Raw genomic sequence first — 24,268 nt, 5'->3', positions numbered from 1 at the left:
ATTAATTCATCGGGCCGGTGCGCGTCAGGCGGTCGATCTCTTCCTTGACGTGCAGCTTTTCGAGCTTGAGGCGCTTCACTGCGCTCTCATCCGGCCAGGAGCGCTTTTCCTCGTCGAGGATCGCCCGGTCCAGGCGCATGTGCTTGTCTTGCAGAGACGAAAGGCGAGCTTCAGTGTGCATGAGTCGCTCTCCATAGGATCAGTCCGCTTCCCGCCTCAATGTGACGGGCCGGTGACAACAGTGTTCACCCATCCGAAGCGCCGAACAACCCTAATCTTGCGTTTTATGCAGTCAAACCATGCGAAAAAATGCCCCAACCGTTCAGACGTATGACAGTGGGTCGCAGGGGTGGGATCTTGAAATCATTTCGCGCAACACCATCCGGAGGTAAGCTGACCCTTTGAACCAAAGGGTTATGTCGCCGGTGGAGGCCCCCCTGCGGCGGTGACGGCGACGATGGCCGAGAGCGACCGGCGTGCCTCCGCGTGGCCGGGCTGAATCACCAGCGCACGGCGATACCAGCCGGCCGCCTCGCCGCGGCGTCCCATCCGATGGAGGAGTCCGGCCAGCCGCAAGGCCACCGACGGGACCGTCGGGTCGAGGCGGGCGGACCGGCGCAGGGCCTCCACCGCCTGCTCCGCAAGGCCGATGCCGTCCAGCGCGACGCCCCATTGGTGAAGCACCGCCGGCCCGGCGCCGGCCAGTGCCGCCCGGCCATAGGCGGTGGCCGCCGCAGCGGCATGTCCGCCCTCGCGCTCGGCATGTCCCAGCCCTTCCAGCGCCGTCAGCATGGCGGGGGCGAGCGCAAGGGCATGGCGGAAGCGGCAGGCCGCCGCCTCGGGACGGCGCAGCGCGCGCAGAATCTTGCCATGGTTGACCGCTGCCTCGGTCTCCGCCGGATCCTGTGCCAGCGCCCGGCGGAGCAGCCCGTCGGCCTCCTCCAGCCGGCCGAGCTGGGCGACCAGCAACGCGGCCCGGTGCAGGGCCTCCGTCTCGGCCGGATCGATGGAGAGGATGCGGCGGTAGAGCCGTTCCGCCTCTTCGAACCCGCCGGACTGGTGACGGTCGAACGCTTCGGCAAGCAGGGCGCGAAGGTCGGTCATCAGGCCGGCGCCAGTTCCGCCAGCGCGCGTACCGCCTGCCGGGCGGCGGCGGCAAGTCCCTCGCCGACTGGCGGCTGGATGAGCCGCATCGACGGGAACCAGGGCCGCACACCCGTTCCCATCTGCGTCCAGTCGCGGGTGCCGAGCCGCCAGACCGGGACGCCCAAGGCACCGGCCAGTTCCCCGACCGCCGTGGCCGGCGAGATCACCAGATCCAGGTTGGCGATCAGGGCCGCAACCCCCTCGAAATCGTCCTTCAGGTCCAGGTCGTCCCAGCGATGAAGACGGCGCGTGGCCGTTTCCACCTGTGCCAGTTCGGCGCGGCAGTCGCCATATTGCAGCATGACCACGCTGACGCCGGCCAGATCGAGCAGGGCCGTCCAGTCGGCCAGACCGGTATAGGCGGCGGCGCGCTGGGCGGTGACGATTTGGCTGCGCCATGCCAGCCCCACCTTCAGGCCGGGCAGGGCGGCCAGCCGGTCGCGCCACAGGGCGATGCGGTCGGGATCAGGGCGCAGATAGGCCGGACGGCCGGGGAAGCGGTCCACCCGGTCGCGGACCAGGGCAGGCAAGGTGCCGGCCGGCATCTGCAATTCGCAATCCGGCGGAGTGATCGTCTCGCGCCCGGCGGCGTCCGCGGTCTCGGCCCGCACCGTCACCCACGGGAAGGAGCGGGCGAACAGACTGACCAGCCGCCGGTCGCATTCGACCGTGACCGGACCGTCCAGCCCTTGCAAGGCGTCGAAGCAGGAGGCGAACAGGATCTCGTCGCCCACCCCCTGTTCCGACCAGGCCAGCAGTCGCCGCCCCCGCAACGGTTCCCCCGTCCAGACCGGCCGGTCGATGCGGCGCGCCCGCTGCAATTGACGGGCGGAGAAGCGGCGGCCATAGCCGGCCCAGCCTTCCGCGATGCACCCGTCTGCAAGGTCCAGCAGGCCGAGGTTCCAGGACGCCAGGGCAAACTCCGGGTCGATCCGCAACGCGCGGCGCAGATGGATCTTCGCCTCCTCCGGCCGGCCGGCCAGCGTGGCCATGGTGGCGAGGTTGTTGCCGGCGTCGGCGGACCCCGGCTGCAGGGCCAGCGCCCGGCGGTAATGGCCGGTCGCTTCCGCCATGCGCCCCAACAGTTCGCAGGCGTGGCCGAGATTGGCATGGGCCGGGAGATGCTCCGGCTGGAGGGCGATGCAGCGGCGATGCAGCTTCATGGCCTCGTTCACCCGCCCGCAGGTCTGGTGAACGAGGCCCAGATGGGTCAGCGCCTCGGCAAAGGCGGGGTGCAGGGCCAGCGCGCGGGTGAAGGCGCGGACCGAGTCGGCATGGCGCTTATCCGCCTCCTGCACCAGTCCCAGATGGTTCCAGGCCTGGGGAAAGGCCGGGTCGATCCGCAACGCCCCGCCGATCAGGGCGAGCGCCTCGTCGTTCCGCCCGGTCTGGTGCATCAGCAATCCCAGAAGATGCAGCGCATCGGCATGGCCAGGGGCCTTGCGGTCGGGATCGGCGGCGATGGCGGCGCGATAGGCGGCCTCCGCCTCCGCCAGCCGGGCGGCGCGGTGAAGGTCGGCGGCCCGGTTCAGCAGGGCGTCGAAATCGGGTTGCGCCTCGGGCTCCGGCGATGCTGCAACCACCGGTACGGACTCCGGCACCGGTCCTGGCGAGGTGGCCCGCAGGGTGTCCGCCATCCCCCGGATCGTCGATTCCAACCCCTCGCCGGTGTTGGGCTGGAACAGGCGCATCGACGGGAACCAGGGACGTGTGCCGGTGCCCAGCTGCGTCCAGTCGCGGCTGCCGAAGCGCCAGACCGGCACCCCCAGCGCACCCGCCAGTTCCCCCGCCGACATGGCCGGCGAGATCACCAGATCCAGGTTCGCGGTCAGCGCCGCCGCCCCGTCGAAATCGTCCTTCAGGTCCAGGTCGGCCCAGCGGTGGATGGTCACGCCGAAGCGCTGTTCCGCCACCCGCAGCTCCGCCTCGCAGTCGCCATATTGCAGGTTGACGAACACCAGTCCGGGGACGGCGAACAGCGGCCCCCAATGTTCCAGCAGCACATAGGAAGCCTTGCGCTCGGCCGTCATCAGCTGGCTGCGCCAGCCGATGCCGATCCGCAAGCCCGGCCCCAGCGCCGCCAGCCGCTCCCGCCAGCGCTCCACCAGCACCGGATCCGGCACCAGCCAGGAGGTCCGTTCGGGGAAGCGCTTCAACTCGGTGCGCAGCAGGCGCGGCAGGCTGCCGGCGGCGATCTGGACATCGGCGTCGCGCGGGTCGGTGCTTTCCGGGCGGACATCGGCATCGGGGAAGGAGCGCGCGAACAGCCGCACCAGCCGGCGGTCGCACTCGATCACCAGACGGCCGGCGCGCCGCATCGCCTCGTCATAGCAGGAGGCGAAGAGGAATTCGTCGCCGACGCCCTGCTCCCGCCACACCAGCAGGCGCCGCCCGGCGATGTTCTCGCCGCGCCAAGCCCGTATCGACAGCCGGCGCCGATGGTTCCGGAACGCCGGCGTGCCGAAGCGCCAGTCGTAACCGCTCCAGCCCGACCGGAGGACACCGGTCTCCAGAAGCAGGAGCGCGCGGTTGAAGTGGGACTGCGCATGCTTGGGATCGGCCTGCAGGGCCGCATCGAAGGCGGCCAACGCCTCCTCATGCCGGCTTTGCCGCTTCAGCAGATAGGCCAGATTGCCATGGGCCTCGGCCAACGACGGGGCAAGGCCGATCGCGGTGCGGTGGCAGGCCTCCGCCTCCGCGGCCCTGCCCAGCGCTTCCAGGCTGTTGCCCAGGTTGGTCCAGGCGACGGCGAGGCCGGGGTCGCTGCGGATCGCGCGGCGTGCCGTGCGCGCGGCCTCGGCGAAACGGTCGAGCTTGTGGAGAGCGGTGCCGAGGTTGCTGAGCATATCGGCGGCCCCCGGCATCAGGGCGACCGCGATGCGATGGGCCGCCACCGCATCCTCGGGACGTAGCGCCAGTTCGGCACGGTGGCCATGGGCAGGCGCCAGATCGGGGCGCAGGCGCAGGGCATGGGCAACGGCGGATCGCGCCTCCCCATCCAGCCCCAGGCGGCGCAGCAGCGCGGTCCGGTTGACCCAGTGCCCGACACCGTCGGGCTGCATCGCGACACAGGTGCGCGACGCCCGCTCGGCCGCATCGAAGCGGCCCAACCCCTGGCAGACCTCGCTCAACGCGGCATGGGCGGAGGCATTGACCGGGTCGGCGGCGACGGCGCGGACCAGCAGGGCCTGCGCCTCTTCCAATGCTCCGCGTCGCTTCGCCAGCACACCGGCCAGATGTAGGGCGACCGGATGACCGGGGGTCGAGTCGAGCACCTGCCGCACCAGGGTGTCCGCCGCCGCCGCATCGCCGGCGCGGTAATGGGCGACGGCATTCGCCGTCAGTCTGTCGGTCTCGCTTCCCGGCCTTCCGTCCGCGTCGGGGACCGGAAGGGGCAGCGGAGGCTTGCCGGATGCCGCGCGCGCCAACTCCACCGCCATTCGGTCCAGCATGGCCTCCAGCCCCTCGGCGGCGTTGGGCTGGAACAGGCGCATCGACGGGAACCAGGGCCGGACGCCGGCGCCCAGTTGCGTCCAGTCGCGGCTGCCGAAGCGCCAGACCGGCACCCCCAGCGCACCCGCCAGTTCTCCCGCCGACATCGCCGGCGAGATCACCAGATCCAGGTTCGCGGTCAGTGCCGCCGCCCCGTCGAAATCGTCCTTCAGGTCCAGGTCGGCCCAGCGATGGATGGTCACGCCGAAGCGCTGTTCCGCCGCCCGCAGTTCGGCCTCGCAGTCGCCATATTGCAGGTTGACGAACACCAGTCCGGGGACGGCGAACAGCGGCCCCCAATGTTCCAGCAGCACATAGGAAGCCTTGCGCTCGGCCGTCATCAACTGGCTGCGCCAGCCGATGCCGATCCGCAAGCCCGGCCCCAGCGCCGCCAGCCGCTCCCGCCAGCGCTCCACCAGCACCGGATCCGGCACCAGCCAGGGCCCTTGCGTTTCGAAGGCGGACAGGCTGCCGCGCAGGTGGCCCGGCAGGTCGCCGGCCGGCACATGGAAATCGACGCCCGGCGGCCGGTCCGGCGAATGAATCGTCTCCCTGCCCGCGGCATCGACCGATTCCGCCCGGACGGTCGCTCGCGGAAAGGAGCGTGCGAACAACGGCACCAGCCGTCGGTCGCATTCGATCTCCACATGCCCGGCGCGCGCGATCAACGCCGGATAACAGGAGGCGAACAGGATTTCGTCACCGATCCCCTGCTCGCGCCACACCAGCAGGCGGCTGCCGCCGGGCTCCTCGCCGCGCCACAGCGGGGCGGCGATCCGGCGGTTCACATACCCCTTGGCCCTGAAACGCCAGCGGTATCCCTCCCACCCGCCGGCGAGATCGCCGCGGGCGAGACGCATCATACCGCGGTTGAGGTGCGCCGTGCCGAGCGACGGATTGACCGACAGGGCGAGGTTCATGAAGGGCTCGGCCGCCGCATGGTCCTGGCGGTATTGCCAGATCATCATGCCGAGATTGCCCGCGGCCTCCGCATTGCTGCCGTCGATCTCCAGCGCGCGCCGATGGGCCGCCTCCGCCTCCCCGATACGGCCGAGAATCTGCAGGGCCAAGCCGTAGCCGGTCAATGCGGCCGGGTCCTCGGCGTCGACCGCCAAGGCACGCCGGTACAGACGAACCGCCCCGCCGGTATCGTCGCGCTCGAGAAGCAGGCCGGCGAGATTGGAATAGGCCTCCACGCTTCGGGGGTCCGCCGCCGCGGCACGGCGACAGAGATGCTCGGCGCGGTCGGTCTCCCGCTTGCCGATGTGGATGCCGGCGAGATTGACCAGGGCCTTCCCGTAGTCGGGCCGAAGGCGCAGGGCGCGCCGGTACCACCGCGCCGGCCGTTCGAAATCGCACGCGGGATCGTAGCGATCCTCCAGCGACGTCCCGAGGTTGTTGACCGCCACGGCGTCGTCGGGGCTGAGGACCAGCGCCCGGCGCAGCACCGGGACGGCCTCGCCGGTCATCCCGAGTTCGAGCAGGGCCACGCCCAGATTGTTGCAGGCGCCCTGCATCGTCGGGTCGCGGTCCAACGCAAGGCGGAACTGCGCGACCGCCTCACGCAGCCGCCCCATGCCCTGCAGGGCGGTGCCGAAGGTGAAGTGCAACTGCGCATTGCCGGGATGCGCCGCGACCGCCGGGGCGAGAACGCCGCAGGCTCCCCCATGGTCGCCCCGGCCATTCAGCAGCGCGCCCAGTTCCAGCGACAGCTCCTCGTCCGTCGGGGCAGCCTCCAGCGCACGGCGCAGGCAGGCCTCCGCATCCGGGTGGCCCAGCCCGCGCAGACAGATCGCCAGATGCCGCCAGGCGGCGGACCGCGACGGATCGGCCTGGACCACCGCATAGAAGGCATTGGCCGCCGGCGCGATCCGGCCCATTTCCCGCTGAAGGATGCCGTAGTTGAAACGGGCGGTCAGATTGTCGGGGTCGAAGGTCAGCGCGCGGGCATAGGAGTCCGCCGCCTCTTCCCGCCGGCCGAGATGCTGAAGCACGGTGGCTCGGTTGCCATAGGCCTCGACATAGCGGTCGTTCTGCCTGATCGCGACCCCATAGGCGGCAAGCGCCTCCTCCGGCATGTCCAGATCGGCCAGGACATTGCCGAGGCTGTTGTAGGCGGTGGGAAAGCGCGGTTGCAGCGCCAGGGCCGCCCCCAGTCCGGAAAGAGCCTCGGCGGTCCGGCCGGTCTGGTAGGCGATCATGGCCGACAGGTGCAGCGCGTCGGCGTGCGCCGGATCGTCGATCAGGACCCGGCGATACAGCGCCAGCGCCTCGGCGAAGCGGCCGGCGCGGTGCAGCGACAATGCGGCGTCGAGCAGATCGGCTGCGGTCACGGCATCCGGTCTGTCGTCGGGGTGTCGTCGTCGTCGGCCCCACCGCCGATCTGATTGGCGCCGTCTTCGACCGCCGCGCCGTTCGCCGCCCGGAACAGTTTGCGGCAGAGCTTGAGCGCCCGGTAGTAGTTGCGGCCTTCGACCAGCCGCGTGATCTCGTCCAGCGTCTTGGCGGCGTCGGGCCGCGCCTCCCGCGTTTCGTCGAGAATGGAGGCGAAGCGCTGAAGGTTCAGCGTCGAGTCTTCCGGGAAGATGTAGACGAGCTGAATGACGAAATAGAGTTTCTTCTCGATACAGTCGATCTGCTCTTCCTTCAGCACCTCGCGCCCACGCAGGAAATTGGCGGTGTTGTAAAGGAAGAACGAGCCCGGACGGTCACCGGCACCGATGACGGCACCGTTGATGATGACCTTCTCGTTGGGACGAAGCACGAACTTGAGTGGCATGAGTGGGGAACCCGGGGCTTGCGGGCCGTCGCCGTCCGGCCTTTGCCGGCCCGGTCCGGCCCAAAAAAGAAACGGGCGGCGGCCTGATGCCGCCGCCCGCCGGGCGTGATCCTACCCGAACTTGCCGTCCGAACTCTACGCCTTAGAACAGGCGCAGGATCGACTGCTGCGACTGGTTGGCCAGCGAGAGGGCGATGGTGCCCAACTGCTGCCGGGTCTGCAGCATCAGCAGGCTTGCGCCTTCCTCGTTCTGGTCGGCCAGCGTCAGCTTGCTGGCACCTTCCGTCAGCACGTCGCTGAACTCCTTGGTGAAGTTCTCGCGGGTCGTGATGATGTTCAGGTTGGTCGACAGCGACTGCGACGCGGAGCGGATCGTCGCCTTGGCCTTGTCGAGACCGGAGACCGCCTTGTCGATGTCGGCGCGGTCCGTCCAGTCGTTCTGCGCTTCGTCGAGCTTCAGGCCCTGACCGCTGGTGGTCAGGTTCACCGCGCCCACCGTGATCGAATTGGTGTTCGTCTCGTTGAGCTGGACGGTGATGTCGTTCGACGAGTTGGCGTCGGAGATCTGCTTGGTGACGATGTTGGCCGAGCAGTTCGCCGAAGCGGCCTGCTTGATGGTCTTGGCATCGACGTTCAGATGGACCGTGCCGCTGTCGAAGGCGAAGGCCTGGTCGCCGCTCGCCAGCTTGCCGTCGCCCTGATCGCTCATGCCGTCGCGGGTGACCTGGGCGCCGTTGGAGTTGGTGACCTGGATTTGCAGGTCGACCTTCTTCTCGATGGTCGAGATGCCGTTGCCCTGGTTGTTCGCCGCTTCCATCAGGCGACGATCGACCGTGAAGGACACGATCGTGCCCGACGCGAAGCTCTCCGAGATCTTCTTGGTCAGCGCGTTGGTCGTGCTGGAGGTCAGGGAGAAATCGCGCACCACGCCGCTCGTGGTGTTGCCGGTCAGGGTGATGGTGCCGCTGGAGCCGACGGAGGCGGTGGAGACATCCTTGCCGGCCAGACGGCCGCCGGTGGCGATGGCGCTGCTGATCGAGGCCTGCAGCTTGGTCGCCACGTTGACAGCGGCGTTCTGGCCGACGGCCACGTCGCCGCTGGTGGCGGTATAGCTGAAGGTCTGGCCTTCCACCGTGATCGAGAAGATGTCGCCTTCTTCGACGGTGCCGCTGACGTTCACCGTGGAGATCTGGGCCTGCGTCGACGTTGCCGCCTGCGTCAGGTTGGTGGAGGTCGTCTGCGTGTTGTCGAAGTAGGAGGTCGTCCGGCTTTCGTTGCCGTCCGACACGATGATGTCACGGGTGCGGCCGTTGGCGCCGCGCACTTCGATCTGGACGTTGGAGAAGCTGCCCGAGGTGCTGGAGATGGTGCCCGACAGCTTCAGGCCGGTCAGGCCGTGCGCATTTTCGGCCGAGTTGATGTCGTCGGACTTGCCTTCGATCGAGCCGTCGCCCTTGATGCGGATCGAATAGGTGTCCGGCGCCTGCACATTGGTGACGCGGGCGTTGTCGACGCCGACGATGGTGTTGACGGCGGCACGGGACGAGCTGGTGCTGTCCATGCTGAGGCCGTTGCCGGCGATCAGGTTCTTACCGCCGTAACCGCTGTCGGCGGCCAGCTTGTCGATCTGTCCGCGCAGCGTGTTGAACTGCGAGGCCAGCGATTTGCGGGTGGCGATGGAGGCGGCATCGTTGCCGAGCGCCGCATAGGCGGCGGTGGTCAGGCCCTTGGCCTGGTCGACCATGGAGTCGATCGAGGTCAGGCCCTTGTCGGCGGCCTGGATCGTGCTGATCGACTGACCCATCGCGTCCTTCAGCGACGTCAGGTCGCCGGCGCGCTGGTTCAGACCCTTGGCCGAGAAGAAGGCGGTCGGGCCGTCGAGAGCGGTGTTGACCTTGTTGCCCGTCGACAGGATGTTCTGTTTCTTGTTGATCTGTTCCTGCGTGCTTTGCAGCTGCAGCAGGTTGGTCCGCATGGACGATGAGAGGGTAACGTTGCCAGCCATGATAGCCACTCCTTTGGAGGATCAATGTCCGGACGCGCACCGCTTTCGGAACGCTTGGCCCGGAAGGGGACTAATTCCCCCGCCAAAGTGGTAGGCAAGAAGCGGGCCAGTTCAAATTTGCCGGGTTTCCTTGGTAATCCGTGCCGGTGGGCAGGAACGCACCCGGCAAATTTTGCCCACCTGCCGGCAAATTCTGCCGATTACGGGGCAGGGGTTGCCGGGGCGGCAGATTCTGCCGGGTATTTCCTGCCGGGCAGGACAACCGTTTCGCACACCGCCAGCGGTCCGACGGCGAGCGCCGCGCTGCCCCAGGACCAGCCGACGCCGAAGCCCGACAGCAGCAGCCGGCGGCAGCCCGAGGCCAGCGGTTCCGCCAGCGAACCCGTCAATGCCAGCGGGATGGAGGCGGAGCTGGTGTTGCCGACCTCACGCAGGGCGACGACGGTTCGATCGGCGGAAACCCCCAATTTCTGGCCGAGATGGCGGATCATCTGGGCGTTGGCCTGGTGCAGGACGAGATGGTCGACCATGTCCGTGGTCCAGCCGGCACACTCCAGCACGGCGCGGACGCTGCCCGGCACCTCGCGCAGGGTGAAGGCGAAGACCTGGGTTCCGTCCATGAACAGCCGCGGCGGCCGGTCGGGATGGCGCATCGCGCCGCCGTCCGCCGCCAGATAGGGCGCACCGGTGCCATCGCTGCCCAGGTCGAAGGCCATCGGATCAGCTGAGTCGTCCAGTTCGAGGGCGACCGCGGCGGCGCCATCGCCGAACAGCGGCGCCACGGCGCGATCCTCCGGATCGATCAGCCGCGAGGTGGTGTCGCCGACCAGCAGCAGCGCCCGCCGTCCGACCGCCTTCAGCAGCCCCGCCGCCGCCCACAGCCCATAGACGAAGCCGGAGCAGCCGTGGGTGATGTCGAGCACCGCCGCCCCCTTGCGCAGCCCGAGCCGCCGGTGCAGGAGCGAAGCGGTGCCCGGCAGCGTCTGGTCGTGGGTCTGGGTCACCAGGACCAGCAGGTCGAGGCTACCCGGCTCCCAGCCCAGCCCGTCGAGCAGACGGCGGGCGGCGGCCTCCGCAAGGTCGCTGGTGCATTGGCCGGGAGCGACGATCCGCCGCTCCTCGATCCCGGTGGCCGCGGCGATCTTGCGGGCCGCGTCCTCGCCGAAGCGGCGGGCGAGATCCCCGACCGTCTCGCGTCCTTCCGGCACGCAGCCGACGACGCCGCGCACGCCCACCCCGTCGATCCGGCTGGCGACCATCTCCGCCTCCCCTGTTCCCTTACGGCTCTCCCAACGGCTTTGCTTGTGGGCGTCAACAGGTGATGCCGCCGTCCACCGTAAGGGTCTGACCCGTGATGAAGCCACCGCCGTCGCCGAGCAGGAAACGGACCAGCGGCACGACGTCCGCTGCGGTGCCGAGCCGCCCCAACGGCGTGCGGCGGACGATCTGGTCGCGCTGCCCGTCCGACAGGGTGCCCGACATCTCGGTGTCGAGATAGCCCGGCGCCACCGAGTTAACGGTGATCGCCCGCCGCCCGACCTCGCGCGCCAGCGCCCGCGTCAGGCCATCCAGCCCGGCCTTCGACGCCGAATAGGCGGCGAGCCCGACATAGCCGCGCTGGCCGATGATCGAGGAGATGTTGACGATGCGTCCACCACGGGCGCCAGCCCCGCGCGCCGTCAGCTTGGCCCGCAGGAAGGCGCGGGCGGCCTGGAGCGCGCCGGTCAGGTTGGTCTGGATCACCGCCTCGGCATCCACCTCCGGGAAGGTCGCCAGCACGCCCTCGCGTGCGATCCCCGCATTGTTGACCAGTCCCCACAGCGGCGCCTCGCCGCCCCAGGCGATGGCGGCATCGAAGAAGGCGCGCACCTCGTCGCCGTCGCCGATGCGGCAGGGGTGCCAGAACAGGTCGGGACCGGCCAGCCGTTCCAGCGCTTCGGAGGGAGAGCGGCTGCAGGTGGAGACCCGATAGCCGTCGGCAAGCAGCGCCTCCACCAGCGCAAGGCCGAGGCCGCGGCTGCCGCCGCTGACGATGACGTGACGTTTCGGCTCGGCGGACGCGGTCATTGGGCTCCCTTTCGGCTCTTCTTGCCCGCGGCGCTCAGCGGGATATGGTCGGCGAAGGTCACGGCGCGCGGACGGGCTGCGGGCGGCAGGTCGGCGGTGGCGGCGCGCAGGGCGACGCGAAGGGCGGGGTCATCGGCGCCTGGGACCGGAACGATGGTGGCGGTCAGGAGATGGCCGGTGATCGGGCTCGTCACCGCGACGACCGCGGCATCCGCCACCCCATCGACCGCCAGCAGGCGCCGCTCCACCACCTCCGGCGAGACCTTCACTCCCCCGACATTGACCAGCCCGTCGAGCCGGCCGGCGAACAGCACCCGGTCGCCCCGGCGTTCCACGAGGTCGCCGGTGGACAGCCAGCCGTCGGCATCGACCGCCCCCGGTGCCGCGCGCGGGCTGCGCACTTCCAGCACCCCGTCGGCGATGCGCAGTTCCAGCCCGTCCGGCGCCGCGTCCAGCCAGGCCGCCGGAAAGCCGGCCCGACCATCGGCGACGGCGAACAGCGCTCCCGCCTCGGTCGAGGCGTAGATGTGGCGCAGCCGGGCATGGGGAAACCGCTCCGCCAGCCGGTCGAGAAGCGGCTGGTCGGCGGCCTCGCCCCCCAGCGTCACCGCGGCCAGCGGCAGGTCGAGCGCCGTTTCCGGCCCGCCCAACGCCATCAGGAAGGCGCGCCAGAAGCTGGGTGTGCCGCTGACATGGGTCACGGCATGGCGCCGCGCCGCTTGCGCCAGCGCGGCGATGGTCCCGGCGCCCCGATTGGGCACGGCGACCAGCAGCGCCCCGGCTGCGGCTGCGGTCAGCATCACCTGAAGGCCGGCGAAGGCGCCCGGATCATAGGTCAGCAGCCAGCGTGCGCCCTCCTCCGCCACGCCGCGCAACCGGCCGCGCAGGCGGGCGAAATCATGGCGCAGGCGCTTGGGGGTGCCGGTGGTGCCGGAGCTTTCCAGCGTGACGGAGAAGCCCGACCCGGATTGCCAGCCCCCGGACTCCGCACCGCCACGGGCCAGCAGAAGCCCCTGCCCCGCAGTCTCGGCGGCGGCCAGCGCCGCCAGCACGCGCGACGGCCGGTCGGCTTGCACGACACCCCCTGCCGGCATCGGCAACGCGGCAAGGTCTGCCCAGCCGAAGACCTCCTCCCCTTCGATCAGGCGGAAGGCGGGATGGATCCAGTCTGGGCGGTGCCCGGTCATGCGGGAACGGTGTAGAGCGCCGCCAGTTCGCCGACGGTGGTGAACTGCCGGAAGCCTTCGCGGAAGGGATCCTGGCCTGTGCGCTGTTCCAGCACCACCAGCAGCGTGGCGAGGTCGAGGGAGTCGATCGGCAGATCGCCGTCGAGAAAACGGCTGTCCGCCGTCAGGGGCGGCAGCACCTCCCCCTTGTCGGCGGCGATGCGGCCGAGTTCCTCGGCGATCAGGGCGAAGATGCTGTCGGTCATGGTCTGGTCGGCTCGGCAGATGGGTGCCCGGATCGGCGGTCGTCGCAGCCGTCCAGGAAGGTCCGGATGGCGGCGGTCACCGGGCTGGCGGTCTCGATGTGCGGCAGATGGCCGGCATTGTCGAAAACCCGGAACGGAGCGTCCGGCGGCAGCCGGTCGGCGGGCGGCAGCGGAATGATGCGGTCCTCGCGGCCCCACAGTACCTGGACCGGCATAGGATAGGCGCTCCAGTCCACCGGCGGTCCGCCGCCATCGGCATGGGCGGCGAAGGACACCTCGATGATGCGTTCCAGCGCGGCGCGGCGGATCGGGTCGGCGCCCTGGGCATGCAGCACCTCGCCGAAGCGGGAGATCAGCGGCGACGGACCGGCGAACAGACGTTCGGCGCAGGCGCGCGCCTCCGCAACGTCGGCGGGCGCGATGGCACGGCGCAGGAAATCCAGGTCGAAGGGAGTGCCGAGCCCGGCGCTCGACAGCAGGGTCAGGCTCGCCACCCGGTCGGGCGCCAGCCCGGCCAGTTCACGCGCGACATAGCCGCCCATCGAATGGCCGACCAGATGCACACGCGGCAGTTCCAGCCCGTCGAGGAACTCGACCAGCCAAGGAGCGAAGTCGGCGACCCGGCCGCTGCCGACATCCGGCGTCGATCCGCCATGGCCGGGCAGATCGACGGCGATGGCACGCCGCCGGGCCGACAGTGCCGACAGGTTGAACTGCCAGGTCAGGCGGTCGCCGGCGAAGCCATGCAGAAGCAGGACGGGCACGCCGCCGCTGCCGACCGACAGGTAGGCGGCAGGGCCACCGGCGACGGCGGCGACACCGGCGCGCAGGCGGCTGCCTTCGGAGAAAGGCCGGGAAACGGGAACCGGCACCGGTCAGGCCGCGACCGGGGCACCCGCCAGGGCCAGCAGGTCGGCGACCGTCTTCGCCTTGGCCAGCTTCTCGCCTTCGACCACCACGCCGGTCTTCTCGTCCACCAGCGCGATGAAGCTGATGACCGCCAGCGAATCCCAGGCCTCCAGCGATTCCAGGGTCTCGTCGCCGGTCAGCGTGCCGGGATCCAGTTCGAGCATCTCGTCAAGAGCGAGAAGGAATTCATTGCGATCCATAAGCTTTTCTCCTTGGTCGAACCGGGACCGGATCAGTGCGGCGTCTTTTGCCGGACCGAACGGTTGATGTCCACCCAATCGGGGTGGTCGCGAAGAGTTCTGCAACAATCCTGCCAGCCGAAGCCGGGGTTGGACGGGACCAACGCCTCCAGCAGGCGGCGCACCAGTTCATAGTCGGCAGGCTCGTCCACGCACCAGCGCTGGTCGGCCGGCTCCACCGGCGCGTCGGGCACCAGCGCGGTCCCCAGCCGAAAACGGTCGGGCCGGCGGTAGATGTAGGGGGTGACATGCTCCCGCTCAGCCGGGTCGGCGGCGTTGGCCGCCGCCTCGTCCAGCAGGCGGCGCGGGAAGATCTCGGCATCCAGACCGCGCGGATAGCGGGTGCTGTCGATCGACAGGTAATCCAGCGGCTGGCCTTCCCGGAAGGCGGCGATCAGACGGCCGACCAGCACCGGGTCGATCAGCGGACAGTCGGCGGTAACGCGCACCACCAGATCGGCGCCGGCCAGCGCCGCGGCACCGGCGAAGCGGCCCAGCACGTCCTGCTCGTCGCCTCGGAAGACGGCGACTCCGAGCCCCTGCGCGCACTCCACCACCGGATCGTCGGTGGCGTTCACCGTCGTCGCCAGAACCACCGCATCCAGCCCTGGCGTGCGGGACAGCCGTTCCAGATGGTGGGCTAACAGAGGCCGACCGACGGCCGGCATCAGCACCTTGCCCGGCAGCCGGGTGGAGGTCATCCGGGCTTGCGAGATCGCGACGACGCGCGGCCTATCCATGCGAGCCCTCCTGCGTCGGCGGTGCCAGCATGTCCCAGGACAGCGGCTCCCCCCGGTTCAGGCGGCGGGCGGCGCGGCGGCCGAGCACGTCCGGCAGATGCTTGGGCGCCATCCCGAATCCCGGCCGGATGGAGCGGACGTTGGCGGCGGTCAGCGGCTCCCCCGCCTCCAGGTCGGCGACGACATAGAGGGAACGTCGGTAGTCGCGCCCACCGGCCTCGCTGGGCTTCACCGTATAGTCGACCCGGCCCATGGCGGCGGTCGCCGTGCGCACGGCGTCGGCCATCGCCTTGAACTCGGCCGGCTCCAGGGAAAAGGCGCTGTCGACCCCGCCGTCGGCGCGCGACAGGGTGAAGTGCTTCTCGATGATGGTGGCGCCCATCGCCGCGGCGGCGACCGGCACGGCGATACCCTGGCTGTGGTCGGACAGGCCGGCGGTGACGCCATCGAAGGTTTGGGCCAGATGAGGGATGGTGCGGAGGTTGCAGTCCTCCGGCGGGGTGGGATAGCCGCTGACGCAATGCAGCAGGGCCAGCGGCACGTCGCCGGCCGCCGCCACCGCTTCCTCGATCTCGCCCAGCGTGGCGAGGCCGGTGGAGATGATCAGCGGCTTGCCGGAGCGGGCGGCGCGGCGGATCAGCGGCAGGTCGATCAGTTCGAAGGACGCGATCTTGAAGGCCGGGGCGTCGAGTTCCTCCAGCAGTTCGATGGCGGTCTCGTCGAAGGGGGAACTGAAGATGGTCAGACCCAGCGCCCGCGCCCGCTCGAACAGCGGGGCATGCCACTCCCAGGGCGTGTGCGCCTCGCGGTAGAGGTCGTGCAGGGTGCGTCCGCCCCACAGCCCGCCCTCCAGCCGGAAGCCGGGACCGTCATGGGCGATGGTGATGGTGTCGGCGGTGTAGGTCTGCAGCTTGACCGCGTCGGCCCCCGCCTCCTTCGCCGCCTCCACCAGCGCCAGAGCACGGCCCAGGTCGCCATTGTGGTTCCCCGACATCTCCGCGATCAGATAGGGCGGATGGCCGCAGCCGATCGGACGGCCGGCGATGGACATGGAAGGACGGCCTGGGGGGCGATGGCTGGGGACGGCGTTCGGCAAGGGGCGGCTTTCCAAGGGACCAGCGGCTTATGGTCTGGGGACTGAGGGGATCAGTCTTCCACGAAAATGTGAAGGAAGATTAATTCGCTCCGGCATGTTCGGCGCGCAGCAGGGTCCGCGCCTCCTCGCCATAGGCAAGCAGCCGTTCGACGCATCGGTTGCGGTCGCCGATCTCGATGAAGCGCGCCTTCGCGGCGGCCCCGGCCGCAGCATGGGCGGCGGCGTCGGTGGCGAGCGTCACGGCACGCTCCAGAAAGGCGTCGCGGCCGGACACGCAGAATTCGGGACCGGAGACGACCGCTCCGTCACCCCAGCCATAGGTCACCACCGGCACCCCTTCGGCCAGGGCGAAGGCCGCGCCGCCGCCGCCGCCCTGGCGCGGCGGGTTGAGGAAGACGCGGCAAAGGCCATAGAGCGCGCGGATGTCGGGGACATGGCCCAGGCAGCGCATGCGCTGCCTGTTGCGCAGCGGCGCCAGGCGCGCCTGCAGGTCCCGCACCTCGCCGGCGAACACCAGACCGGCGTCGGGGCAGTGGTCCAGAATGTCGTCCAGCAGGCCCAGCACCTCCCCCGTCACCTCCTGATCCAGGCGGGTGCCGACCACCGCGAACAGGGGCGTGCCGTCGGCAAAGCCGGTGTCCACGCGCACGCCGTCGGACGGCGGCAGGGTGTAGCCGAAGGTGAAGGGACGGAAACGGCGGGCGAAGGGGCCGCGATACAGCGCCGGAATCGACTGGGTGTGGTCGCGCTCTTCGAATCCAAGCACGATGGGGGCCAGCGACAGGGTGATGCCGGAACTGGTGGGCAGCGCCACCACCGGCCGGGCGCCGGAGTCGGCGAACAGGTCGGCGACGATGTTCGACCCGCCGAACGACACGATCAGGTCCGGGTCGTAGCCGTCGATGGCCTCCACGATGACGCGCAGTTTGTCCTGGCTGAAGGCGGGATGGGTGAAGGAGGCGACCTTGACCTGCCGGCCGAACATCCTCAGCGCGTACACGCCCTCCAGATCGGCGGCGACCTCCGCGATCATCGGCGGGATGAAGACGCTCTCGACCCGTGCCGGCAGGCCGTTGACGTTGATGATGGCGACGTCCAGCCCGAATTCGTCCTGCATGCGGGCGGCGAAGTCGAAGCAGTCGCGGGTCGGCTGATGCCCCTGGTTGGTGAACTGGTTGGTCACCACCGCGACACGGCGGATCGGTCCGTCGCGAAAGGTCGCCCGCGGCGGCGTCAGGCCCCAGCGCCGCGCGATCTGGCGGACCATCGCCGTGTAGTAGCGGAACTGGTCGCAGGGGACGAAGCTCGCCAGTTTGTCACCACTGGCCGCGCCCAGGAACAGCTGCCGCGACATGCACCAGTGGGTGTAGTGCAGGGCCGCCGGATCGGCGCTGTCGCCGCCCAGGATCAGGTAATGGAGAATGCGTTCATAGTGATAGAGATCGCCGGTCAGCAGGAACAGGACCGAGCGCAGCCGGACATTGTCGTTCGACGGGGCCTCGCACTCCAGCCGCTCGGCCAGCGCCAGACGGCTGTCGAGGTCGAGATCGCGGCGGATTTCCTCGCACAGCGTGGTGAAACGGTTGATCTTCTCGGCGTCGAACTGCCGGTCGGTCAGATAGACCATCATGGCGGCGGCGGCCGCGGTCACGCGGTCGGACGGGACCGTTTCCGGCATCTTCTGGACCTTTCGACTGACAGCCTTCCCGTGTGTACCGCCGCCGCCACCGGCAGGGCAAGCGGGCACTGCCGCCCGGCGTCCGATACAGGCGCCACGCAGGACCATTGTGCGGCGCAGCGGAAGCCGTTGCACCGCAAGGCGGATTGCGACACACTCCTGATACCCACACTTATTGAAGGGATGTTCGCATGGCTGGTTTCGATTCTGCCGCCGGCCCGGCCGGCGTGGTGACCGGGCTGATCGAGAAGGCCGCCGCCGAACTGGACGTCATGTCCGACGCGGCGGGCGAGCTCGCACCGGAGGTCGGCGATCTGTCCGCCGTGCTGGTGGAAGCGCAGCGCATCGCCGACCGTGCAGCCCTGGACCTGCGCCGTCTGGTCAAGAAGCTGCCGCGGGCGACGGCCTGACGTCCAGGCGCTGCTAAAGCTTCAGCCCGGCGACACCGTCCAGGATCGCCCCCTCGGCCAAGGCGCGGCGTTCAAGCTTGGCGCCGAACAGCTTGGCGCCGGTAAGGTCGGTCCTGGCGAGGTCGCAGCCGCGCAGGTTGGCAAAGGACAGGTCGGCGTTGCCGAGATTGACGGACCGCAGGCTGGCGCCGCTGAGGTCGGCATAGCGCAACTTCGCTCCCGACAGATCGGCGGGGCGGGAGCGATGCTCGTCGAACACCAGGGGCCGCAGATTGACGTTGCGCAGGTCGGCGTTGTTCAGCTTCGCGTTCCGCAGGCTGATGCCGCGCAGGTCGCCGTCCGCCAGCTTCGCCCCGCGCATGTCGGCCCTGTCGAGCACCGCCGCCTGAAGCTGCACACCCGACAGGTCCAGGCCATAGAGCGTCGCCCCAACCGCGCGCAGCATGGTCAGGCACATGTGGGCCAGCGACGGGGCATGGCGCAGGTCGAAGCCGGACAGGTCGAGCATCGCGCCCTGCGCCCCGCTCGACCCGACCCAGGTCATATGGTCGGCCAGCAGATCCTCCAGCGACCGCCCCAGCTCCGCCACCACGCGGCCGACCGGCTTGTCGGTCAGCGCCTCTTCCACATCGGCGTCGGTGAGGTCGGTCATCACCATGACGGCGCCGGTCAGCACCGCGCCGCGCAGGCAGGCACCGCGCAGGTCGGCGCCGGACAGGTCGGCCCCCTCCATGTTGGAGCCGGTGAAGTTTGCGCCGCGCATGGTCGCCCGCACCAGCTTGCAGCCGCGCATCACCGCGTCGGAAAAATCGGTGTGGATCGCCATGACGCCCGACATCCGGGCATTGGTCAGGTTGGCCCCCGACAGGTCGGCGCCGTCGGCCTCTGCCGGGGAGGAGTCGATCTGCACCATATGCAGATGGCCGGACCGGTCCTTTTCGGCCAGGGAACCGTCGCGCAGGTCCGCCTCGAACAGGTTGGCGCCGACCAGGATCGCGCCGCGCAGGCAGGCGCCGCGCAGATCGGCCTTGATCAGACTGGCGCCGTCGAAATTGGCCTGCCGCAGATCGGCGACGAAGAAGGAAGCGCAATCGAGCCGCGCGCCCGCCAGATTGGCACCACGCAGGCTGGCGCCGACGAAATCGGCATGGGCCAGATCGCGGCCCGACAGGTCCAGCCCGGACAGATCGCAGAAGGACAGGTTGGCGCGCGCGCCGCCCACCCGGGCATTGCGGAACATCTCGTGCTTCCGCACCGCCAGATCGAGCTGCGCCTGATCGAGACGCCTGAGCGTGCGATTCTGCACCATGGCCCCATGAACTCCCTATTCTGCGCCAGTTTGAGGCAAGCCAGCTTCAGAAAGGGTTAATTCAGGCCGCGGACTCGTTCTCCAGCGCCTGTTCGCCGCCGTCGGGTTCGCCGCAATCGGGCTCGCCACCGTCGGCCGTGCGGCTGCCCGGCCGTTCCGACAGGATGGCGGCGATGGCGTCGCGCAGTTCGTCCGGGGACACCGGCTTGTGCAGCAGCCGGCAGCCGGTGGCGACCGCCTCGCGGATGCGTTCGGGCGCGGTATCGCCGGTCAGGATCAGGCCGGGCACCGGCCGGTCCAGCCGCTCCCCCACGGCCGCCACGGTCTGCACGCCGGTCAGCCGCCCGGGCAGCCGGAAATCGCTGACGATAAGGTCGGGCATGGGGCCGTCCAGTGGCGGCGCCCCACTTTTCGTGCCGCCGAACAGCGCCAGCGCGCTTTCACCGTCGACCGCCGCGATCACCCGATAGTCCCAGCTTTCCAGCAGCAGCCGCACGGCGTCGCGCTGGATCGGATCGTCCTCCACCACCAGGATCAGCCGGTCGCCGCTCTGGACCGGATCGAGGTCCGGCGCCGGCGCCTGGGTCGGCGGCCGTTCGGTGCCGACCACCGGCACATTGACCGCGAAGACGGAGCCGCGGCCCTGGAGCGACCGCACCTCCACCGTGTGTCCCAGCAGCGCCGCCTTGCGCCGCACCTTGGCCAGTCCGAGGCCGAGGCCCTGGCGCCGGTCACGCTCCGGATTTCCGAGCTGGACGAAATCCTCGAAGATGTTGTCGAGCTGTTCGGCGGGAATGCCCGTCCCGGTGTCCCACACCTCGATGCGCAGCCAGCGGCCATGCCGGCGGCAGCCGATGGTGACGCGGCCCTTGTCGGTGAAGCGGATCGCGTTGCGCAGCAGATCGCCCAGCATGCGCGTCAGCAGCGTCCGGTCGGTGCGGATCACCATGCGGGTGGGCATCGCGCGCAGCGTCAGCCCCTTTTCCGTCGCCATGCCGCGGAATTCGGCCAGCAGCTCCTCGAACACCGCCGACACCGGCACGTCGGCCAGCTGCGGCCGGACGACGCCGGCGTCCAGCGTCGCCACCTCCAGCAGGGCGTGCAGGAGCTTTTCCCCGGCGTCCAGCGCTTCGCCCATCTTCTCGGCGATGTTGCGGTCGCGCGTTTCGGCCAGCCGTTCCATCAGAATGTGATGGAACAGCCGCAAGGCCTGGAAAGGCTGGCGCAAATCATGGTTCGCCGCCGAGAGGAACCGGCCCTTGGCCTGATTGGCCCGCTCTTTTTCCTCCAGAGCCCGGCTCAGCTTCAGATTGAGGGTGCTGAGGGCGGCGGTCCGCTCCTCCACCCGTTCCTCCAGCTGCGCATTGGCCAGCTCCAGCTGGGCGTTCGCCTCGGTCAGGGCCTGACGGGCCAGCGCCTCGCGCCGCAGGCTGGCGGCCCCCAGCAGCGACAGTCCGGCAAGCGCCGCCACCCCGGCGACCACCACGAAAAGGCCGCGCTCCATCCGGACATACCAGGGCTCCAGCACGGCGGTGCGCGGGATCGTCACCGCCGACAGGATCGGCAGGTCGGCCATCCGCTTCACGCCGAGGATCGACGGCTTGCCGGTACCCATCCAGTTCGCATCGACCTGGATCGTCCCCGCTTCCAGACGCGGCAGAGGGCCCAGCGACGGGACGCCGATGCCGGCCAGACGGACGCCGTCGGGACGGTACAGGCCGACGGACCGCGCCATCCCGTCACCGAAGGCGTTCAGCACCGGGTTCAAGGCCGACACCGGGACAGCCACCAGGACCGCACCGTCGAAAAGGCCCGTCGCGGTGTGGATGCGGCGGGCGAAAAGAATGGCCGGCTGGCCGGCCATATGTCCGAAGGCCGGCAGGATCTGATGCTCCTCACCCGGCGGTAAGGGGCGGACCAGCAGCGAAAGGCCGTCGCTGGTTTCCGGCTCGGCGAAGGCGACGGGGGAGCCATACCGCAGCGAACCGTCCGCAGCCAGCAGAGCGATGCGGCCGTTGCGTTCCACCGCCATCGCTTCCTGCAGGCCGCGTTCCGCCCATGATTTCAGCCCCCGGCCATCCATCCGGCCGGCGACCTGTTCCAGCAGGTCGATGCTGGCGTCCAGCACGCCCCGTGCGTGGCCGTCGAACAGAATGGCCGCCTGCCGGGCGTCGCCTTCGGAGCGTTCAAGCGTGTCCCGGTAATCGAGCGCGGTGACGGCGGCCCAGGATGCGGTTCCCAGCAATGCCAGCATTGCGCAGAGGACCGCAACCAGGGTCCGCGGCGAAGCGGTGATCCGGCGGACGAAGGCGGAGGACGGCGTGGGTGGTGGGGCCATCTGCGGCGATGACATCGGCCCGGTCAGGCAGGCATCGGACGGACCCGCGGTCCACGGGACCGAAGCTCCTTCCAAAGCGGCAGCGACAGGCGGGTGACGATCATCGGCGGGAAATCCTCGGCGGTGGCGAAGGGGGTCAAGCGGCGGTCGGCGGGCGTGGGAAGCGGCTTGCCCAAACCGTGCCGGACAAGGTCACGCATTCGATTGTTCCGAATGTTCGAATGACAAATCGGCCTGCATATCCCCGTTTGGTTGATGGACCGGAACTATAGCTTAGCCCCAATAGCCGGAGGAACTTTATCACACAAAGCAATGCAGCGCGACCGGTCTTGGCGACTATGACCATAATCATAACCACCCTGCCCATCCGGTGAATGCAGCTTCAACGATACCATAGCTTCCGGCGCGCAATCATCGTGCTGGTCTCCACTTTTAATATTTCATTTTGTTATGGCCGTCCGCAAAAACCGAACCCCGGGATCGAATAGCCGCACCGGGACCGCGTCACTGCGCGCATGGCAAACCGAGCAAACGGCAAAAGGCCGCACGCGCAGGATGCGCGGCGGCATGATGTCGATCAGGCAGGCGGTCCAGGAAGGCGATTCAGGGAGGAGGTGCGACGGTCGGCGTTTCACCGCGCACGATCAGGATCAGGCCGTCGTCCGCAGCTTCCAATTCCTTCCCGGCGTCGCGGGGGATCGGAACCTTCTGGCGGCGGCAGAAGAGCAGAAGCAGCGCCAGCGTCTTGCTGGGCGTGAACAGGACCTCCCGCGTTCTGGAGGCGCCGCTCTGCTGAATTTGAACCGACAGACCGCCTTCCGAGGTCGGCGTCACCGTCGTGACGACGCCCAGCGGCAGGTCCGTCTGATTGGGGGCCTTCTGATACCAGGCGAGGGCTTTTTTCAGGGCGGAATTGGTGAAGAACAGCTCACGGGTCTCTACGATCATTCCATACCCTGACCAAACACTCAGGCCCGGCCGCCCTCCAGTCCCGGGTTCAGCCGGAACGTAATCGCGCGCCCCAGTTTGGATTCCCGCAGAAGGATCTGCTTGGTTTCCAGCAGCTTGATGGCCCGGTTCACATTGGGCCGCTGCATGCCCAGCGCGTCAGCCAGTTCGGACTGCAGCACCGGAACGGAGCGATCGAAATGGAGCCTCCGGCTCAGATAAGTGAACACACGAAGCGCCTCCAGAGTGATCTCGCGGTCGGTCGACACGGCTCTGGAGATGACGTCATGATGATGCAGCATCGTGGCCTCGGTACGCAAGGTTGTCAGGTTGCTGGGGCGATAATCGGAATGGTTCGGCATTGCGCCGCGCAGACCCGCTGCGCCGGGTAAGGTCTGCGACCCCGTGTTCGGCTCGGTCATCGTCTCTTCCCATCCGCTGCGGCCGGCAAGGCCGGTGATTTCAGGTGGGGTGACCGTACCGCACGATTATTGTCCGAGTATGTCGCCAAGATTTCGCGACTGACATAATTGGTGTCTCCGGAGGCAACCATGAAACCGGGTTGAAACCGCCTCGCGCGGTCCGGCCTGCCTGTCACGCCCGGCTGTGCGATGATTTGTCGCGGGAACCCGTCCGGCTAAAGGTCTGTTTCAACAGGGAAGTGCCCGAAGGGTGGCCGGCTACGGAAGGGAGATCCGCCATGCACCGACTGATCCTGCTGCGCCATGGCCAGAGCGTGTGGAATGCGGAAGACCGCTTCACCGGGTGGACCGACGTCGGCCTGACCGACCGTGGGATCGCCGAGACGCACAAGGCGGCCGACCTGCTCAAGGCCGCCGGCATCGACGTGGACATCGCCTTCACCTCGGTGCTGAGCCGCGCGATCGAGACCCTGCACCTTGTCCTTCGCGACATGGACCGGCTGTGGCTGCCGGTGCACAAGCACTGGCACCTGAACGAGCGGCATTACGGCGCACTGCAGGGATTGAACAAGGCGGAGACGGCGGAGCGCCACGGGGCGGAGCAGGTGTTCCAGTGGCGGCGAAGCTGGGACGTCCCGCCGCCGCCGATCGAGCCGGACGACCCGCGGTCCGCCGTCACCGACCGCCGTTATGCCGGCCTCGCGAAGGCCAACCTGCCGCGCGGCGAAAGCCTGAAGGACACCACGGAGCGGGTGGTCCCCTTCTGGCGCGACGAGATCGCCCCGGCGCTGCGGCTGGGTGCGCGGGTGCTGGTGTCGGCCCACGGCAACAGCCTGCGCGGGCTGGTCAAGCATCTGGACGATGTCGCCGACCACGACATTCCGCTGTTCGAAATCCCCACCAGCCGCCCGCTGGTCTATGAACTGGGCGCCGACCTGACGCCGCTTCGCCGCTACTTCCTGGGCGAAGGCGGCACGGTCGAGGAGATCAACTGGCCAAAGCGCGAGGGAGCGAATCCGGGCAGCAGCGCGGCGGCATGAGTTATGCTGAAATTCCCCCTCTCCCCCCCGGGGAGAGGGTCGGGGTGAGGGGGATGCAGGAGGTGGATTCTTGGGGAAGGGCCGTCGCGCTTCCCCCCCCCCCCCCCCCCCCCCCCCCCCGGGGGGGGGGGGGGGGGGCCCCCCCCGCGGGGGGGGGGGGCCCCCCCCCGCCCCCCCAGGCGGACCCCCGGCACCCCCCTCGGCCGGCCCAGGCGGCG

Annotated in this window: 21 protein-coding genes; 2 read left to right on the top strand and 19 right to left on the bottom strand. The window is 69.3% G+C overall.

Features of this window, described 5'->3' with window-relative positions:
- Window position 1: 1 nt before the first annotated feature.
- From FZ029_RS16680 to FZ029_RS16615, 14 genes are all read right to left on the bottom strand, one after another.
- The gene (locus FZ029_RS16680) at window positions 2–181 is read right to left on the bottom strand and encodes a YdcH family protein (RefSeq protein ID WP_042694032.1); all 180 of its coding nucleotides are present in this window, start codon (window positions 179–181) and stop codon (window positions 2–4) included.
- Between the two features lie 233 nt (window positions 182–414).
- The gene (locus FZ029_RS16675; RefSeq protein WP_149270234.1) at window positions 415–1,104 is read right to left on the bottom strand and encodes a tetratricopeptide repeat protein; all 690 of its coding nucleotides are present in this window, start codon (window positions 1,102–1,104) and stop codon (window positions 415–417) included.
- A complete protein-coding gene (locus tag FZ029_RS16670) occupies window positions 1,104–6,971 on the bottom strand; it encodes a tetratricopeptide repeat protein (RefSeq protein ID WP_149270232.1) in 5,868 nt (1,955 codons plus the stop codon). Before FZ029_RS16670 ends, FZ029_RS16675 begins: the two co-directional genes overlap by 1 nt.
- Window positions 6,968–7,417 (bottom strand): flagellar biosynthesis repressor FlbT, encoded by a 450-nt coding sequence (locus FZ029_RS16665; RefSeq protein ID WP_149270230.1) that lies wholly within the window; start codon window positions 7,415–7,417, stop codon window positions 6,968–6,970. The genes FZ029_RS16670 and FZ029_RS16665 overlap by 4 nt, the downstream gene beginning before the upstream one ends.
- 142 nt (window positions 7,418–7,559) lie before the next feature.
- Window positions 7,560–9,422 (bottom strand): flagellin, encoded by a 1,863-nt coding sequence (locus FZ029_RS16660; protein WP_149270228.1) that lies wholly within the window; start codon window positions 9,420–9,422, stop codon window positions 7,560–7,562.
- 200 nt (window positions 9,423–9,622) lie between these two features.
- On the bottom strand, window positions 9,623–10,681 hold the full coding sequence (locus FZ029_RS16655; RefSeq protein ID WP_149270226.1) for a ketoacyl-ACP synthase III: 1,059 nt from the start codon (window positions 10,679–10,681) through the stop codon (window positions 9,623–9,625).
- Window positions 10,682–10,733: 52 nt separating this feature from the next.
- Window positions 10,734–11,489: an SDR family oxidoreductase gene (locus FZ029_RS16650; RefSeq protein ID WP_149270224.1), complete on the bottom strand. Its 756-nt coding sequence runs from the start codon at window positions 11,487–11,489 to the stop codon at window positions 10,734–10,736.
- On the bottom strand, window positions 11,486–12,676 hold the full coding sequence (locus tag FZ029_RS16645) for an AMP-binding protein (RefSeq protein ID WP_149270222.1): 1,191 nt from the start codon (window positions 12,674–12,676) through the stop codon (window positions 11,486–11,488). The genes FZ029_RS16650 and FZ029_RS16645 overlap by 4 nt, the downstream gene beginning before the upstream one ends.
- The gene (locus tag FZ029_RS16640) at window positions 12,673–12,921 is read right to left on the bottom strand and encodes an acyl carrier protein (protein ID WP_085083545.1); all 249 of its coding nucleotides are present in this window, start codon (window positions 12,919–12,921) and stop codon (window positions 12,673–12,675) included. The genes FZ029_RS16645 and FZ029_RS16640 overlap by 4 nt, the downstream gene beginning before the upstream one ends.
- Window positions 12,918–13,793 (bottom strand): alpha/beta fold hydrolase, encoded by an 876-nt coding sequence (locus FZ029_RS16635; RefSeq protein WP_149270220.1) that lies wholly within the window; start codon window positions 13,791–13,793, stop codon window positions 12,918–12,920. Before FZ029_RS16635 ends, FZ029_RS16640 begins: the two co-directional genes overlap by 4 nt.
- A gap of 3 nt (window positions 13,794–13,796) precedes the next feature.
- On the bottom strand, window positions 13,797–14,030 hold the full coding sequence (locus tag FZ029_RS16630; protein ID WP_149201261.1) for an acyl carrier protein: 234 nt from the start codon (window positions 14,028–14,030) through the stop codon (window positions 13,797–13,799).
- 32 nt (window positions 14,031–14,062) lie between these two features.
- Complete coding sequence (locus tag FZ029_RS16625) at window positions 14,063–14,809, bottom strand: glycosyltransferase family protein (protein WP_149270218.1); 747 nt, start codon at window positions 14,807–14,809, stop codon at window positions 14,063–14,065.
- Window positions 14,802–15,860 (bottom strand): pseudaminic acid synthase, encoded by a 1,059-nt coding sequence (gene pseI / locus FZ029_RS16620; protein ID WP_149270216.1) that lies wholly within the window; start codon window positions 15,858–15,860, stop codon window positions 14,802–14,804. Before pseI ends, FZ029_RS16625 begins: the two co-directional genes overlap by 8 nt.
- Window positions 15,861–15,984: 124 nt before the next feature.
- Window positions 15,985–17,583 (bottom strand): glycosyltransferase, encoded by a 1,599-nt coding sequence (locus tag FZ029_RS16615; RefSeq protein ID WP_149270214.1) that lies wholly within the window; start codon window positions 17,581–17,583, stop codon window positions 15,985–15,987.
- A gap of 191 nt (window positions 17,584–17,774) precedes the next feature.
- On the opposite strand from FZ029_RS16615, the gene FZ029_RS16610 reads away from it, so the two are divergent.
- Window positions 17,775–17,993: a hypothetical protein gene (locus FZ029_RS16610; RefSeq protein ID WP_149270212.1), complete on the top strand. Its 219-nt coding sequence runs from the start codon at window positions 17,775–17,777 to the stop codon at window positions 17,991–17,993.
- 13 nt (window positions 17,994–18,006) lie between these two features.
- Here FZ029_RS16610 and FZ029_RS16605 read toward each other — a convergent pair whose 3' ends face one another.
- From FZ029_RS16605 to FZ029_RS16590, 5 genes are all read right to left on the bottom strand, one after another.
- The gene (locus FZ029_RS16605) at window positions 18,007–19,302 is read right to left on the bottom strand and encodes a pentapeptide repeat-containing protein (protein WP_149270210.1); all 1,296 of its coding nucleotides are present in this window, start codon (window positions 19,300–19,302) and stop codon (window positions 18,007–18,009) included.
- A gap of 61 nt (window positions 19,303–19,363) precedes the next feature.
- Entirely contained in the window at window positions 19,364–21,655 is a 2,292-nt protein-coding gene (locus FZ029_RS16600; protein WP_149270208.1) for an ATP-binding protein, read from the bottom strand.
- Window positions 21,656–21,663: 8 nt separating this feature from the next.
- A complete protein-coding gene (locus tag FZ029_RS33035) occupies window positions 21,664–21,840 on the bottom strand; it encodes a hypothetical protein (RefSeq protein WP_188051959.1) in 177 nt (58 codons plus the stop codon).
- Between the two features lie 403 nt (window positions 21,841–22,243).
- Window positions 22,244–22,588 (bottom strand): hypothetical protein, encoded by a 345-nt coding sequence (locus FZ029_RS16595; protein WP_109152634.1) that lies wholly within the window; start codon window positions 22,586–22,588, stop codon window positions 22,244–22,246.
- Between the two features lie 20 nt (window positions 22,589–22,608).
- Window positions 22,609–23,010, bottom strand: coding sequence for a helix-turn-helix domain-containing protein (locus FZ029_RS16590; RefSeq protein WP_149201254.1), 402 nt, complete (start codon window positions 23,008–23,010; stop codon window positions 22,609–22,611).
- 278 nt (window positions 23,011–23,288) lie between these two features.
- Here FZ029_RS16590 and gpmA point away from each other — a divergent pair, with 278 nt between their 5' ends.
- On the top strand, window positions 23,289–24,050 hold the full coding sequence (gpmA, locus tag FZ029_RS16585) for a 2,3-diphosphoglycerate-dependent phosphoglycerate mutase (RefSeq protein WP_149270206.1): 762 nt from the start codon (window positions 23,289–23,291) through the stop codon (window positions 24,048–24,050).
- The last annotated feature ends 218 nt before the right edge of the window (window positions 24,051–24,268 follow it).

The organism is Azospirillum sp. Sh1 (assembly GCF_008365135.1).
Lineage (GTDB): Bacteria > Pseudomonadota > Alphaproteobacteria > Azospirillales > Azospirillaceae > Azospirillum > Azospirillum oryzae.
The sequence above is the reverse complement of the archived record's forward strand: the minus strand, read 5'-3'. Positions and strand labels throughout refer to the sequence as shown.